This is a genomic window from Providencia sp. PROV182, assembly GCF_028480325.1.
GTDB lineage: Bacteria > Pseudomonadota > Gammaproteobacteria > Enterobacterales > Enterobacteriaceae > Providencia > Providencia hangzhouensis.
On sequence record NZ_JAMPOL010000008.1, the window covers coordinates 73,819 to 88,098 of the forward strand.

The 14,280-nt window shown below is 43.0% G+C and carries 14 protein-coding genes; 6 read left to right on the top strand and 8 right to left on the bottom strand.

Features of this window, described 5'->3' with window-relative positions:
- Window positions 1–11: 11 nt before the first annotated feature.
- The 8 genes from hypA to hypF all read right to left on the bottom strand — a co-directional run bounded on the left by hypA (window position 12) and on the right by hypF (window position 9,188).
- The gene (gene hypA, locus PR834_RS06715) at window positions 12–353 is read right to left on the bottom strand and encodes a hydrogenase maturation nickel metallochaperone HypA (protein WP_004257935.1); all 342 of its coding nucleotides are present in this window, start codon (window positions 351–353) and stop codon (window positions 12–14) included.
- Window positions 346–837 (bottom strand): hydrogenase-2 assembly chaperone, encoded by a 492-nt coding sequence (hybE, locus tag PR834_RS06720; RefSeq protein ID WP_004257937.1) that lies wholly within the window; start codon window positions 835–837, stop codon window positions 346–348. The genes hypA and hybE overlap by 8 nt, the downstream gene beginning before the upstream one ends.
- Window positions 827–1,324, bottom strand: coding sequence for a HyaD/HybD family hydrogenase maturation endopeptidase (locus tag PR834_RS06725; RefSeq protein WP_072503048.1), 498 nt, complete (start codon window positions 1,322–1,324; stop codon window positions 827–829). Before PR834_RS06725 ends, hybE begins: the two co-directional genes overlap by 11 nt.
- The gene (gene hybC, locus PR834_RS06730; protein ID WP_262960754.1) at window positions 1,324–3,027 is read right to left on the bottom strand and encodes a hydrogenase 2 large subunit; all 1,704 of its coding nucleotides are present in this window, start codon (window positions 3,025–3,027) and stop codon (window positions 1,324–1,326) included. Before hybC ends, PR834_RS06725 begins: the two co-directional genes overlap by 1 nt.
- The gene (gene hybB / locus PR834_RS06735; RefSeq protein WP_004257947.1) at window positions 3,024–4,211 is read right to left on the bottom strand and encodes a Ni/Fe-hydrogenase cytochrome b subunit; all 1,188 of its coding nucleotides are present in this window, start codon (window positions 4,209–4,211) and stop codon (window positions 3,024–3,026) included. The genes hybC and hybB overlap by 4 nt, the downstream gene beginning before the upstream one ends.
- Window positions 4,195–5,181 (bottom strand): hydrogenase 2 operon protein HybA, encoded by a 987-nt coding sequence (gene hybA, locus PR834_RS06740; RefSeq protein WP_094961065.1) that lies wholly within the window; start codon window positions 5,179–5,181, stop codon window positions 4,195–4,197. Before hybA ends, hybB begins: the two co-directional genes overlap by 17 nt.
- A 2-nt stretch (window positions 5,182–5,183) precedes the next feature.
- Window positions 5,184–6,302 (bottom strand): hydrogenase 2 small subunit, encoded by a 1,119-nt coding sequence (hybO, locus tag PR834_RS06745; RefSeq protein ID WP_004257951.1) that lies wholly within the window; start codon window positions 6,300–6,302, stop codon window positions 5,184–5,186.
- Window positions 6,303–6,911: 609 nt separating this feature from the next.
- Window positions 6,912–9,188 (bottom strand): carbamoyltransferase HypF, encoded by a 2,277-nt coding sequence (gene hypF, locus PR834_RS06750; RefSeq protein ID WP_272536540.1) that lies wholly within the window; start codon window positions 9,186–9,188, stop codon window positions 6,912–6,914.
- A gap of 482 nt (window positions 9,189–9,670) precedes the next feature.
- Here hypF and PR834_RS06755 point away from each other — a divergent pair, with 482 nt between their 5' ends.
- The 6 genes from PR834_RS06755 to PR834_RS06780 all read left to right on the top strand — a co-directional run bounded on the left by PR834_RS06755 (window position 9,671) and on the right by PR834_RS06780 (window position 14,235).
- Window positions 9,671–10,600 carry an MBL fold metallo-hydrolase gene (locus PR834_RS06755; protein WP_164565476.1) on the top strand — a complete coding sequence of 310 codons (930 nt, stop codon included), beginning with the start codon at window positions 9,671–9,673 and terminating at the stop codon, window positions 10,598–10,600.
- Window positions 10,601–10,953: 353 nt separating this feature from the next.
- Window positions 10,954–11,268, top strand: coding sequence for a nitrite reductase small subunit NirD (nirD, locus tag PR834_RS06760; RefSeq protein WP_094961062.1), 315 nt, complete (start codon window positions 10,954–10,956; stop codon window positions 11,266–11,268).
- Between the two features lie 2 nt (window positions 11,269–11,270).
- On the top strand, window positions 11,271–11,579 hold the full coding sequence (locus PR834_RS06765) for a recombinase-like helix-turn-helix domain-containing protein (protein WP_004257971.1): 309 nt from the start codon (window positions 11,271–11,273) through the stop codon (window positions 11,577–11,579).
- A gap of 57 nt (window positions 11,580–11,636) precedes the next feature.
- A complete protein-coding gene (locus tag PR834_RS06770; RefSeq protein WP_094961061.1) occupies window positions 11,637–12,677 on the top strand; it encodes an aromatic ring-hydroxylating oxygenase subunit alpha in 1,041 nt (346 codons plus the stop codon).
- Window positions 12,670–13,425, top strand: a complete 756-nt coding sequence (locus tag PR834_RS06775; RefSeq protein ID WP_153674076.1) for an SDR family oxidoreductase — start codon at window positions 12,670–12,672, stop codon at window positions 13,423–13,425. The genes PR834_RS06770 and PR834_RS06775 overlap by 8 nt, the downstream gene beginning before the upstream one ends.
- A gap of 33 nt (window positions 13,426–13,458) precedes the next feature.
- Window positions 13,459–14,235 carry an IclR family transcriptional regulator gene (locus PR834_RS06780; RefSeq protein ID WP_004257979.1) on the top strand — a complete coding sequence of 259 codons (777 nt, stop codon included), beginning with the start codon at window positions 13,459–13,461 and terminating at the stop codon, window positions 14,233–14,235.
- Window positions 14,236–14,280 lie beyond the last annotated feature (45 nt).

Below are 14,280 nucleotides of genomic sequence, written 5' to 3' on the forward strand. Positions count from 1 at the left end.
AGCTCAAAAAGCTACTCCACTTCCAACTCTTTGATGCGCAAACTATCCCCACTTTCCACTTTCAGGTTCAACCCCTGACAGCATGGACAAACCGATTGGTGGCTGTCTATTTCCACTATTTCACTGCAATCCCAACACCATGCTTGTGCGGGCTGGTAAATAATGTGGAGCTGGCAGCCTTCTGCAACCGTACCACGGCAAACGACATCAAAACTGAAGCGAAACGCACTCTCTTCAACACAAGAGAGTGCGCCAATTTCAAGCCAAACACCGGTGACTCGGTTAACTGCATTTTTTTTCGCCTGCTGTTCAATAATTTCTATCGTACTTTGGCATAACGAAACCTCATGCATCCTGCCCCCTTAAGTGGCGGGCAAACAATGCTCTACGTTCAGGTGCTTGAGGAATATTCGGGTCACTAACTGGGAGCGATAACAATATTCGCTGGCAATCATCCGTTAGGTGAATACCTTGTTCTGGTGTCATTTTTTTTTCTAATGGCGACATTAATGAGCAAGCAAAATATTGAGTTAAGCCGTCTAATTCACCTACGGTATAAGTCATTTCGCCATAGGGGAGGATTAACCCAACCTTGTCACCGACCACGCGGCGAGGCCAATATTGCTCAGGCCCCGGTAGAATAATCGCGCTGAGCATCCATGGTGTGATCACCGCGCCCACCCATTGCCCTTCAAACAGGGCAAACTCACTGGCGTGCACAGGCATCGTTGGATGCAAAAATGACAAATCATGCATCGATTGTTCAGCAACGCGCGTAAATGCGGCCTCAACCTGAGGCCGAGGGTTAGTTTCATAACCTAATATGTCATCCGGCATGCAAACTCTCTTCTTTCGCTATGATTTCCAAGCCTTCGCTTCGCAAAACCTCAATAACCTTTTGTAAAGCTGGCTCTAAAGCGGCCTGCCCTGTTGCCGTCAAACCGATATGCGGTTCGAGGGATTCAGGTACAACGCCAACTAATGTTAGCCGCTGTGGGAATTCATCGGTTAAATGCAAAGCGGATAGCACATCTGATAAACCGAGTTGATGTGGGGAAATTTTACGTGTAAACAGCGCAGGGACTTCGTCATCACGCAAGACTAAAATCGAGCCAGCCTTCTGGCTCGATAACACAACATCGGCAATGATCAAATGGTCTCTATCTGCCATTGGGCCAATTAGCTCCATTCCAGCAGTTCCACCATCAAGCACTTCTACGCATTCAGGTAGGTGATAGCGCTGTTCTAAAGCCTCAACGATGCGTACCCCAATCCCTTCATCGCTCAACAGTATATTGCCAACACCTAAGACTAAAATACGCATTACAGCACCTTAACCTTAGTGACTTCGCCACCTTCAGGGTCAACAATGTGCACTGCACAAGACATACAAGGGTCAAATGAGTGAATGGTCCGCACCACTTCAAGAGGTTTAGATGGGTCAGCGACAGGAGTTCCTACCAATGCTTGCTCATAAGGGCCTGGCTCATCATTGAAATTACGTGGGCCTGAGTTCCAAGTCGATGGCACTACCGCTTGGTAATTTTCAATTTTACCGTCTTTGATCACGACCCAGTGAGATAATAAACCTCGAGGTACTTCACCAAAACCGACACCTTTAATGGTGGCATTTTCTGGGAATACGGGTTTTACAAAGGTGGTGTGATCCCCTTTTGCGATATTGTCCACCAGCGCTTGCCATTGAATTGACAAGGTTTCATTCAGTACACAGCAGCGAACACTACGCCCGATAATCCGCCCCAATGTGGAATGCAGTTGGTCCACACTAATATTGTTACCTGTCAATGTTTGATACAGGTTTACCACATCATTAAAGTGTTTTTCTGTCGGTTCATGTTTTGCCGCTAATTTACACAACAAATCAGCGAGCGGCCCGACTTCAACGGTTTTATCATAGAAAGTAGGTGCTTTTACCCATGAATATTTACCGTCATCATCCCAACCGGTGTAATCCGGGTTCGTAGTACCTTCCCACGGTGCTTGTGGCTCATTTTCTTTGTACCATGCATGTTTGCTACTTTCTTTGATGCCGTTGATCAAATACTCATCTGTATGGCTAGTAATGGGGCGATAAGTACTAAAGTCACTGTTCTCTAGATACCCGCCAGGTAATAGAAAACTCCCATTTTTACCGTCCATTGGCATTTCAGGCATACACATGTAATGTTTCGCACCTTGACCGACTTCGAGCCATTCAGGGTAGCCTGCTGCAATCACCGCTGCGTCAATCTTATACACTTGCTCGATAAAATCCCCTAAACGGTCAATAAAGGATTTTACATACATCAAGCGTTCAAGGTTCAGAACCCCAACACCATCAAGGTTGATAGGGTTTGCGACACCACCAACAGCAAGGTTTTGAATATGCGGCGTTTTACCTCCTAATAACGCCACAATACGGTTAGCATCACGCTGACATTCGAGGGCTTGTAAGTAGTGAGCTACAGCAATTAAGTTCACCTCAGGCGATAGTTTCATCGCTGGGTGCCCCCAATATCCATTAGCAAAAATACCCAATTGCCCACTGGCAACCAGGTTTTTAATTTTATCTTGAACTCGCGTGAACTCTTCTGGGCTATTCAGTGGCCACGTCGAAACGCCTCTCAAAATTTCTGCCGCTTTATTTGGGTCTGCACTCAGCGCAGAGGTGATATCCACCCAATCTAACGCCGATAATTGATAAAAATGGACAATATGGTCTTGAATAGTATGCGCGGCTAAAATCATATTACGGATATACTGCGCATTCACTGGCACATCAATATTTAAGGCGCTCTCAATCGTGCGTACCGACACAATACCGTGCACTGTGGTACAAACCCCACAAATACGCTGCATGATCATCCATGCATCACGAGGGTCTTTTCCTTTGACTATCTCTTCCATACCACGCCACATCGTGCCTGAAGCCCAAGCCTTGGTGACTTTTCCATCTTCAATTTCACAATCAATGCGTAAGTGACCTTCGATACGAGTGACTGGGTCTATTGTTATACGTTGGCTCATGCTTTACCTCGGGCCTCTGAATGGCTCATCGTTGTTTTTTTCAATGCTGGAATAACAGGTAATAAGCGGATCAATAAGATATAAGCGCATACCTCTATTGCCACGAAACCTATTGAAATTAAAAGTTCTTCTGTTGTTGGGAAGTAGTCGTATCCGCCCCCTGGGTTGAATGCAACGAGGGAATAGCTCATCCGCCACATGGCAGCACCAATCAACATGCTTAAACCGCTTGCATATAACCACCGTGAATCATTCCTCAGTGATGGCATGCGGAAAATAACCAATGGGAAAACCATTAATGCGGTTTCTATCCAAAACATCATGGCGTAGAAATCGGTGTTGAAGATATGGTGCAACTTATCTCGATAAATCAGCTCACCAAAACGACAGACCAAAAACAGCACTAACAGTACCTGCAAGATCCGAGTGATACGAACAAACAATGGCCGTTCATCAGCACCCTGCCCACGTAATGCGGCTTGAAGTAATGACCCTTCAAAAATGACGATAGAAAAGCCCATAATAAATGCGGTCAACAATGAGAGTAGTGGTAGCATTTCATAGCTTTGCCAAATAGGATGGACTTTATACCCTGCTGAAATCATCAATGACCCCATTGATGACTGGTGCATCATCGGCAATAACGCCCCTAGCGCAATGATAAAAAACATCACTTTATTTAAGCGTTTTAATGAAACCTTCCAACCAAAACGTTCACACAGTGCAGGAGCAAACTCCAGTGCCATCACACCGATATAAATCGTCATACACACTGCCGTTTCAAATAGCACCGAATTGGTGTTAAAGAAACCGGGGATGTAAAAGTAAGGCAAGTTCCAGTAACGACCTACGTCAATGGTAATGGATAAACCACCGAGGGAGTAACCGAACAAACTGGCTAATAACGCAGGGCGCACTAACGGGTGATATTCACCGCGGTTAAATACATACACCGCCCAAGCCAGCGCCCAACCGCCACAAGCAAAACCGGTACCAATTAGTAAGTCAAAAGCAATCCAGATCCCCCAAGGATAGCCACCATTTAGGTCAGAAACTGAGCCTAAGCCGAAGACCAAACGTTTAACAATCAAGATGACACAAATCAGCACTAATGGCCCAAAGACCATAATTGGCCAACTGACTAAACGCCCGCCTAACGGCTGCTCTTTATGATGCGTCGTCATTTGAGTCGTCTCCTTCGTGTTTATCATTCTTGGTATTGCGATACACCAAGAAACTCAACCCTGCCAACGCCGCGAGCGGCAATACCATCCCTTTATAAAGGGTGTGCTGGACATATTCAGAACGAGCCCCAGTAGACAACTGCTCCAATTCAGGCAACCCAAGATTTTGATAGGGCACACCTGAAAGAACAATGACTTGTGTGCCACCGCCTTCAAGCTCCCCATAAACATGAGACTCATATTTCGGCACTTTAATCACATTCGGGTCATTGCTATGTAAGGTTTGTCTTGGGTAACCGTACTCATCCCCCACTTTGAGTGTTAAGCGTTTTTTGGCTTCTGCGAGCAATTCTTCCCGCGTCCCGAAAATTACCGCTCCCGTTGGGCAAACTTCGACACAACCGGGCAAGCCACCCTTGTCTAAACGTTCGACACCTTTTTGGTTGCATAACTCGCATTTATGAATCGCACCAAATTTGTCATCGTAAGCATATTTCGGAATATTAAAGGGACACGCCACCATGCAATAGCGGCAGCCAGTACATACGCTGGCATCGTAATGAACAATGCCGGTTTTTGGGTCTTTTTTCAGCGCTTGAACAGGGCAAACCGACACGCAATTAGGGTCAACACAGTGCATACACTGCTTTTTAATGTAGGCATAGCCATCTTTTTCTTGGTCTTTATGAACACCTGTTCCACTGCTCCAAACCTGAATAATATTGTTGGTATAAGGGGTGAGTTTGTCATTATTTGACCAAGTTTGTTCCCCGACCGGGTTACGCTCTGGGTGGTTAATATCTTGGCATTTTGTCACACACGCCTGACACCCAATACACAGGGTCGAGTCATATAGCATCCCCAAAGAATTGGGAATCGGCGGACGGTTTTCAGGCCCCGCCAAACTGGGTGAACTTCCCGCAAGTAATGCTCCCCCTGCGGAGAGTTTAAGAAAATTTCGTCTATTCACGGTTATTCTCCCCGTGAGTCAGTATCTTGTTGGCGTTTTTGACGACCTAATTCACGTACTGCCATCACGCTAACTCCAGCCACTAACCCGACAACACCACCAATTAACCCCACAGCTGTAGATGAAATTTGGCCACCTTCGCGATTATTGACATCCGGTTTATCCACCCGTGGTGTTGGGTTTTCCACGCTCGCCAACTGATGTATCGCTTTGTGAAAGCCGACATTTTCCTCGTTACAGCCATAACAAGGGTGACCAATCGCCACAGGCCAAACACCACCGACATCACAGAATTGCAATGTGGAACAGTTCCCGTAAGTTTCAGGCCCCTTACAGCCTAAATGGTATAAACACCAACCTTCACGATGACCATCATCACCGAACTCTTTTGCGAAGCGGCCCGCATCAAAATGAGGGCGACGTTCGCAGTGTTCATGAATTAATCGACCGTACGCGAACATTGGGCGATTTTTGCTATCCAGTTTTGGTGGACGATTAAACGTAATTAAGTGCGCGACCGTCGCAAGGAAGTTATGTGGATTAGGCGGGCAACCTGGAATATTGATAACGGTTTTATCTTTAATGACTTGATCTAAACCCACGGCTCCTGTTGGGTTATCTCCTGCCGCAGCAACACCGCCCCACGAAGCACAAGAACCAATCGCAATCACGGCCGCGGCGTGTTCAGCCACTTCACGAATATGTTCAACAATCGGTTTCCCCGCCACCATACAATAAATACCGTTATCTTTTAGCGGGATAGAACCATCGACGACTAAAACATATTTTCCTTTGTACTTTTCAATTGCATCATGTTTATTTTGCTCAACTTGCTCACCAAAGGCGGCAGACAACACCTCGTGGTATTCCAATGAAATAGTATCGAGAATTAAATTTTCCAAAGTTGGATGGGTTGAACACAGCAAAGATTCCGTACACCCCGTACACTCTTGGGCACCAATCCAAATGACAGGAGGTCGAGCTGGGTCACTAATAGATTCAGCTATTTGGGCAGCAGCCTTCCCGCTTAATCCCATTGTCGCTGCTAATGCTGTACATAACTTCATAAAATCACGGCGGTTAATGCCATGCGAAGAAATAATAGAGTTATCTCCTATCATTCTTTTTTCCTATTATTATGGGTGGCTTAAAACCTATTCATTAGAAGGAAATTTTTGTTTATTATCTTAAGGTTATAAATACCACAAGGCCCTATACACAAATGATGCATACGCTTTTTGTTTGTATTTATCTATTTAAGAAGCCAACAAAACCAACTCTAATGAAATAAATTCTTATTTAAGTAACCTGATGCATAAATATAAAATAAGATCCTATTCCTACCGCTCCTAAATCATTTGATCTTCATCAATAGGCAATAAGAAATTTTATTTTTTTTATATATTTGCTAGAAAAATCGATTCAGTAACCTGTGTTAAAACAAGAGGAAAAATATAAAAAAAATAGATTTGATTTTCAATACTGCGTTATACATCACATCATTTAAAATAAAAAACCATTTATTTTTCATTATGATACTTAGATTTATTGTCGTAATATAATTAATTAAGCAGAATAGGTGTATTAATAAAAATCCAACTATTAATATAAAAACAAATATGTCAAATAAGAATCAATATCAAAAAGACAATATAATCTATTAAAATGAAAAGCTGAAAAATAGGTAGATATACAATCCTATAAATATAATACTGCCCATCAGTAATAGATTAATTTTTCAACATCGCAGAAGCGATAGCGACTTGCCCCAATGATAGCCCACCATCTCCCATAGGAAATTGTTTTGCATATAACACATCGAACTCAGATAGGTTATTCACTAATAGTTCTCGCAATAGTTGGTTATGAATCACACCACCTGACAAAACAATTTTCTTAGTACCATATTGGTTCGCTGATTTCCTTGCTAGCTCAGCAAAACCTTCCGCTAACGCTACATGAAATGCATGTGCGCGTTGTGGTTTAGGCGCACAGTACGCCATCCATTGCTGCCAAAATGTATGTAAATCTAATTGTTGACCAACTAACGGCATAGTGACCGGATGTACGCTCACGGGAGATTTCATTGCAATCGCTTCCAGTTGGCAAGCGGCCTCCCCTTCCCAACTAGTTTGTGCCGTACAAATACCTAACGCCGCAGCAACCGCATCAAAAAGCCGCCCAGTAGATGAAGCCGTTGGGCTATTAATTCCTTTATCAATCGCCTTTTGTAAGCCTTGCCAAGGAAATGACATTAAATAAGCAACGCTCTCTTGCTTTTGCCACTGGGGGACAAATTGTAAACAATGCGCAAGGAAATTACGCCATGGCTGCCGAGAAGCTAATTCCCCTCCCGGCAGTGCAACTGGGGGCAAGCCTCCTAGGTATTGACTGGATTTATAATCCACTAGTAAGCATTCACCTCCCCATAGCCGGTGGTCATCACCATACCCCAAACCATCCAAAGCTAACCCAATGACTTTACTTCCATTTAGTGGTAAACCATGCTCAACCATTACCGCTGCGATATGCGCATGATGATGCTGCACTTTTATCAATGGGATTCGTAATTGCTGTGATAACGCCTCGCCATAGCGCGTACTCACATAATTAGGATGCATATCAGAAACTATAGCGGTTGGCGTAAAACGATAAATAGATTCAAATAATGCAATCGCAGACTGGTATTGTTCAAAAATATCCATGTCATCAAGGTCGCCTAGGTGTTGGCTCATTACTGCACTTTTGTCTCGCAATAAACAAAAGGTATTTTTAAGATCAGCCCCTAAAGCCAGTATTGGTGGGGAATTTTCAAACCCTTTAGGTAAATCAATCGAATCAGGGACATAGCCCCGCGCACGACGGAGCATTTCCGCTTGCCCATCATGATAACGCACCAGTGAGTCATCTGCACGTTGGACAATATCGCGGTTATGAGTGAGGAAAAAATCAGCAATATCCGTTAAATCAGCCAGAGCAGCTTGCTCACTCAATACAGGGGGCTTTCCTGATACATTTCCTGATGTCATCACTAATGGGCAATTAACTTGTGCCATCAATAGCTGTTGCAACGGATTAGAAGGTAACATAACACCTATTTCCGCTAGCTTTGGCGCAATATATTGGCTTAATACATGATTTTTCCAATTTTTAATCAACACAATCGGTGCGGCAGGGCTTTTTAATAATGCACATAGGCCATCACTAAGCGGCATATTGTGCAACTCTAACCAATTCAGTGATGGAACCATTACCGCAAGTGGCTTAGTTGGTCGGCATTTACGTACGCGCAAAGCTTCTACCGCCTGATCATTACTCGCATCACAAGCAAGGTGAAAACCCCCGATCCCCTTAATGGCAACAATTTTACCTGCCAATAACTGCTGAGCTGCCAAGACTAATGCGTTCTCTTTATTTGCAATCGTTTTTCCTGATGGGTCGCACAATTTAATTTCAGGACCACACACCGCGCACGCATTAGGTTGCGCATGAAATCGTCTATCTGCGGGGGATTGATATTCCTCTAAGCAATTAGGACACAAAGGAAAATCGGCCATTGCGGTATTGGGTCTATCATAAGGCATATGACGAATAATAGTGAAACGGGGGCCGCAATGCGTACAGTTTGTAAACGGGTAATGAAAACGCCGATTTGATAGGGCAAAAAGCTCTTGTTGGCACGCATCACAAGTGGCAGCATCTGGAATTACTTGCGTGTCCATTTTACCTTCACCACTACGGCGAATAGTAAAAGTATCGGGTAATTTATCCCATTGAAAAGGTTGCGGTTCAATACTTTCTATATGGGCTAATGGCGGACAATGTTGGTACAATAACTGAGTAAATTCAGTGAGATCCGAACCAATACATAAACGCACTAGCACCCCTTCACCATCATTACAAACATCACCTAATAATTTGCATTGGTGGGCTAACTGCCAAATATAGGGGCGAAACCCCACACCTTGCACTTTCCCTTTGATGCGTAACTGTATACCACTTTTCACTGAGATATCCCCTTAGCACTGTGAGGGTATTTTCGCGCTAAAACATAAAAAAAACTTCACTTGAGATCAAGAAAAGTTGTGGAAATACAATTGGCAGACTCATTTTTCAAAAACCGAACCAATTATTTAGTAATACAATAATAATTCCATTTAAAAATAGAGCCTATTATTTATTCATTAATAACCCTAAACAAAGTTAAATATAAATTTAAAATCCAATTTAAATAGGATGAGCAAACAATATAACTTTCTCTATTAAATAATATTAGAATTATAGTTAAATTGAATAATTATTTTCAGAACTATTCTCTATTAATTAACATAAATAATCTTCTAAATCATTCACCTAGTCCATAAGAACGATAGTATCCCACCACACATAAACGTAGAGTTATTCATATGTTAACAATATACCAATACCCTGCAATGAATAAATATTATTCATAAAACTCAATCTATTAATAATATAAAGAGGTGATATTTTGAAACTAAAACAACTCTTCGTTTCTCTTTCTATCGGTGCTGCGCTATTTGGTGTTAGCCATCTTACTAGTGCAGATGAAATTATTACGCTTGGAACAAAAGGCGGTCCTTCCTTATTAAATGAAAAACGCTTGCCGCAATCGACGGCATTTATCAAGAACGATAAAATATACTTATTTGATGCGGGATACGGAGCAAGTTTGCGATTAGTTCAATCAAAAGCCCCATTAAAAAATCTTGATTCTATCTTTATTACCCACCTCCACAGTGATCATGTTGCCGATTACCCAGCCCTACTGTTAAATGCATGGAACAGTGGTTTAAATCATAATATCGCTGTTTATGGCCCTGTTGGAACGGAAAGTATGACAAAAGGTGTTTGGGATACTTTTAGTCGCGATATTGATTTACGCGTTAAAGATGAAGGTAAACCTGATTTGCGCCAAATAGTTACAGCAAAAGATATTCAAGAAGGCCCTGTACTCAAAAATGATGATGTCGACATTAGTGCCTTATTTGTTCCACACCCACCTTTTAACTCAGACGAAGCTCTCGCTTATAAAATACAATCTGGCGGAAAAACTATCGTTATTACTGGTGATATGATTGATAATAGCCAAATTATTGAATTTGCTAAAGATGCTGATTACTTAATTAGTGAAGTCGTCTTAGTCTCTGGTGTGGAAAATTTAGCCAACCGTATCGGCAACGGTTCAACGCTGGCAAAAGCGATTATTTCTCACCATACAACAGCAGAAGATGTCGGAAAAATAGCCAAGCAAGCTAATGTAAAACACCTTGTCCTAACCCACTTAGTCCCCGCGGATGACCCATCGATTACTGATGATGTGTGGATTAATGAAGTCAGAAAACAATACTCAGGCCCTGTGACGGTCAGTAAAGACTTGCAACGCTTTGAGGTGAAATAAGTTATTTGAATATACCATCAATAGGATATTAAGAGCTTATATGCAATATCCTATTGATATTAATTTATATATTGAGCTTATTATTCTATAGATTATTTTTCACATTTCTCCATGACTTCCTTCCCAAACACCATAAACGAGTAGTCCTATTTGAATAAACCTATCGAAAGTTTCTCATATGAAACCAAACTCCATCATAACCTCGACACACCCCACATTTTGAAACGAATATTTTACATTTAACCAACATTTGATTGACTAATAATCACCCATACAATTAATCTGGTTTTAAATAAAAAACAATGTTTCTCATATGAAACAAAATGTTACAACACATTCAAAAGGAGAAAACCATGAGCTGGATTGCTGTCTGCGATGTCTCACAAGTTCAAGAAGAATTTCCTTTTTCAGCCAAAGTTGATGATGCCGAAATTGGGATCTTCTTAGTTGAAGACCAATATTATGCCTTAGAAGATGTTTGCCCACATGCCTATGCCCTGTTAAGCCAAGGTTTTGTTGAAGATGGCAAAGTGGAATGCCCATTACATGAAGCCGTTTTCGATATTAAAACGGGTAAATGTTTACGCGAACCTGGTGGGCGAGATCTCAAAACCTACCAGACACGCATTCACGATAACCGAATCGAAATCAGTTTGATTGAGGAGTAGAAATGGAACCTATTCAAAATATTAATCCGTATTTACCAGCAAATAATCAAATTATCCCAGCACGAGAAGGTGGTAAAGGCAGTATCCAAGCGCCAGGAAGTGCACCAAATATCGTTTGGCAAACACGTTCACGTATGCCTGATGAGTATGAAAACAAACTCATTTTTGCACTGGAAACGCTATTCGCTGCAGGCACTGAATCACTTGAAGAATTAGTTAGTGCATTAAATCAACAACAACTATATGACCGACAAGGGCAACCTTGGTCCACAAGCAGTTTCCGCGAATTTCTTCTCGTCAATGGTTACTAGCACATTGTCATACTAAGAAAAGAAAACAAAAACACCTTTGATAAACGGAAGCAAATGATGATGACAAATACACAACTTCAAAACTACCAAGATTATTTGGATGTCGGATTACGTGGGCAATGGTACCCCGTTTTATCCAGTTGGGAAGTCAGTAGTAACCCTATCGGTATTACTCGCTTAGAAGAACAAATCGTGCTTTGGCGTGATGATAAAGGCCAAATTCATGCTTTAGAAGATAGATGCCCTCACCGTGGTGCCCGTTTATCAATGGGTTGGAACTTAGGTGAACGCATTGCCTGCTGGTATCACGGTGTCGAAGTCGGTGGAGATGGCATCGTTAAAGATGTTCCAGCGGTCAGTCAATGCCCTCTTGAAGGTCAAAAATGTTTAAAAACCTATCCCGTTCAAGAAGTCCATGGTGCCATTTTCCTCTATTTTGCGGTAATTGACGGTGAAACGCCTCCCACCCTCGAATTTCCTGAAGAATTAGCTGATGACGAAAACCACAGCAATTTCCTCTGTACCGCATCGTGGAAGTGCAATTACCAATATGCACTCGAAAACGTGATGGACCCAATGCATGGCACCTATCTCCATTCATCATCACACTCAATGGCAGAAGGTGACAAACAATCAGAAATGATCCTAGAAGCAACAAAAAATGGCTTTATTTTCCGTAAAAATGACCAAATAGGTGTCAACTTTGACTGGGTGGAATTCGCGAGTACGGGTGCAAATTGGCTGCGTTTATCTATCCCATATCAAAAACGCTTCGGCCCTGGTGGGCACTTTTGGATTATCGGCATGGTCGTACCTGAAGACCGTCACCATACTCGTGTTTTCTTTTGGCGTATTCGCAAAGTGAAAGACTGGCAACGTGATTTATGGCGCTTTATGTACCGCAACCGCCTAGAAGGACTGCATTGGGATGTTTTAGAACAAGATCGCATTATTTTAGAAAACCTCACACCAAATGCACGTGATAAAGAATTTCTTTATCAGCACGATGTGGGTTTATCCCGCCTACGCCGCATTATGCAACGCGAAGCGAAGAAGCAGTTTGACTTAATCAACAATAAGGAAACTGAAAATGCATGATATCTTGGCAGGAAAACGCATTGTAATCACAGGAGCCGCAAGAGGGCTTGGCTTGAGTTTTGCGCAAGCTGCTGCCGAACAAGGTGCTCAAGTTATCTTGTGTGACATCCTAGAACAACGATTACAAGAAAGTGTCGAGTCCTTACAACAACAAGGGTTTGAAGCCCAAGGTGTTTCTCTCGACTTAGCGGATCCTGACTCAATCACTCATGTATTCAACAGTATTGGTCAACAAGGCGCAATTGATGGGCTGATTAATAATGCAGCTCTGGCAACCGGAGTGGGTGGGAAGCTGCTCGACGAATATGACTTGGCGCTATGGGATAAGGTCATGACAGTGAACGTCAGAGGAACTTGGTTAGTCACCAAAGCCGCTCTCCCCTTTTTAAAGCAGAGTTCCCGCGGCAAAATTATCAATATTGCCTCTGATACCGCACTTTGGGGAGCCCCTAAGCTCATGGCTTATGTCGCCAGTAAAGGCGCAATCATCAGTATGACCCGCTCAATGGCACGTGAACTCGGCGTTCACCGTATTTGCGTCAACGCGATTGCCCCTGGGCTCACTAAAGTCGAAGCGACCGAATACGTTCCCGCTGAGCGCCACCAGCTATATGAAAATGGCAGAGCATTACAAGGAGAGCAGATGCCCGAAGACGTTACGGGAACCGCTTTGTATTTGCTTTCGCCCATGGCCGATTTTGTCACAGGCCAGCTAATCCCAGTTAATGGTGGCTTTATTTTTAACTAATTTCGCCATTCAGTCGGTAAAGAGGTGAGGACCATGAATTCAACGTGTAAATATCTAGTACCCGGTTTGGAAAAAGGGCTACAGCTTCTTCTGTTACTCGCTCAACAGCATCGCGAATTGACATTTGCAGAGATCCTCCGCTTAGTCGATATGCCCAAAGCAACGGCTTACCGTGCGATCCAAACCTTAGTGCACTTGGATTTCCTCGTCCAACATCCACGTACTGGAGCATTTTCATTAGGCCGCAAAGTACTCAGCCTTGGTCTTGGCTATATTGCATCACTCGATTTAACCCAGTTAGGCCAGCCCATTATCGAGCAACTCAGAGACCGAAGCCAATGTAACAGCCATTTAGTCATTCGAGATGGCCGGGACATTATTTATATCGCCAGAGTCAGTGGTGCAGAATCAAAGATTAACCATGTTAGCGTAGGCACGCGTTTATCAGCGCACCGAACCTCACTGGGTCGAATGCTACTCAGCGGGTTAACTCGCGCTGAATTTGATGCGCTTTACCCTGATGATGAACTCCCCGATAACGCAGGCTGTAAGCAGGAATTTTGGCAAATGATCCAAGCTGACAAACTGCGAGGCTATGTGATTGGCGAATCATTTTACCGTCGGGGGATTTCATCCATTGTTTACCCTGTTTATAACCAAACGAATGGCGTAGAAGCGGTAATTAGCATCATGGTGCCAATGAGTAGCATCCCTGCACAAGAGTGCCGGCGATTACAAAATGAAGTGAGCTATGCAGCCCAAAAACTCACTGAATTTATTGGTGGCATGAGCCAAGCAAAAGCCGTTTAGCGTTAACCAAATATCATCCACACATTTTTAGGTTTATTGCCATAA

Bases quoted from the DNA above. Each gene is read 5' to 3' on its own strand.
- hypA (WP_004257935.1), bottom strand. From the start codon at position 353: ATGCATGAGGTTTCGTTATGCCAAAGTACGATAGAAATTATTGAACAG.
- hybE (WP_004257937.1), bottom strand. From the start codon at position 837: ATGCCGGATGACATATTAGGTTATGAAACTAACCCTCGGCCTCAGGTT.
- PR834_RS06725 (WP_072503048.1), bottom strand. From the start codon at position 1,324: ATGCGTATTTTAGTCTTAGGTGTTGGCAATATACTGTTGAGCGATGAA.
- hybC (WP_262960754.1), bottom strand. From the start codon at position 3,027: ATGAGCCAACGTATAACAATAGACCCAGTCACTCGTATCGAAGGTCAC.
- hybB (WP_004257947.1), bottom strand. From the start codon at position 4,211: ATGACGACGCATCATAAAGAGCAGCCGTTAGGCGGGCGTTTAGTCAGT.
- hybO (WP_004257951.1), bottom strand. From the start codon at position 6,302: ATGATAGGAGATAACTCTATTATTTCTTCGCATGGCATTAACCGCCGT.
- nirD (WP_094961062.1), top strand. From the start codon at position 10,954: ATGAGCTGGATTGCTGTCTGCGATGTCTCACAAGTTCAAGAAGAATTT.
- PR834_RS06765 (WP_004257971.1), top strand. From the start codon at position 11,271: ATGGAACCTATTCAAAATATTAATCCGTATTTACCAGCAAATAATCAA.
- PR834_RS06770 (WP_094961061.1), top strand. From the start codon at position 11,637: ATGATGACAAATACACAACTTCAAAACTACCAAGATTATTTGGATGTC.
- PR834_RS06775 (WP_153674076.1), top strand. From the start codon at position 12,670: ATGCATGATATCTTGGCAGGAAAACGCATTGTAATCACAGGAGCCGCA.
- PR834_RS06780 (WP_004257979.1), top strand. From the start codon at position 13,459: ATGAATTCAACGTGTAAATATCTAGTACCCGGTTTGGAAAAAGGGCTA.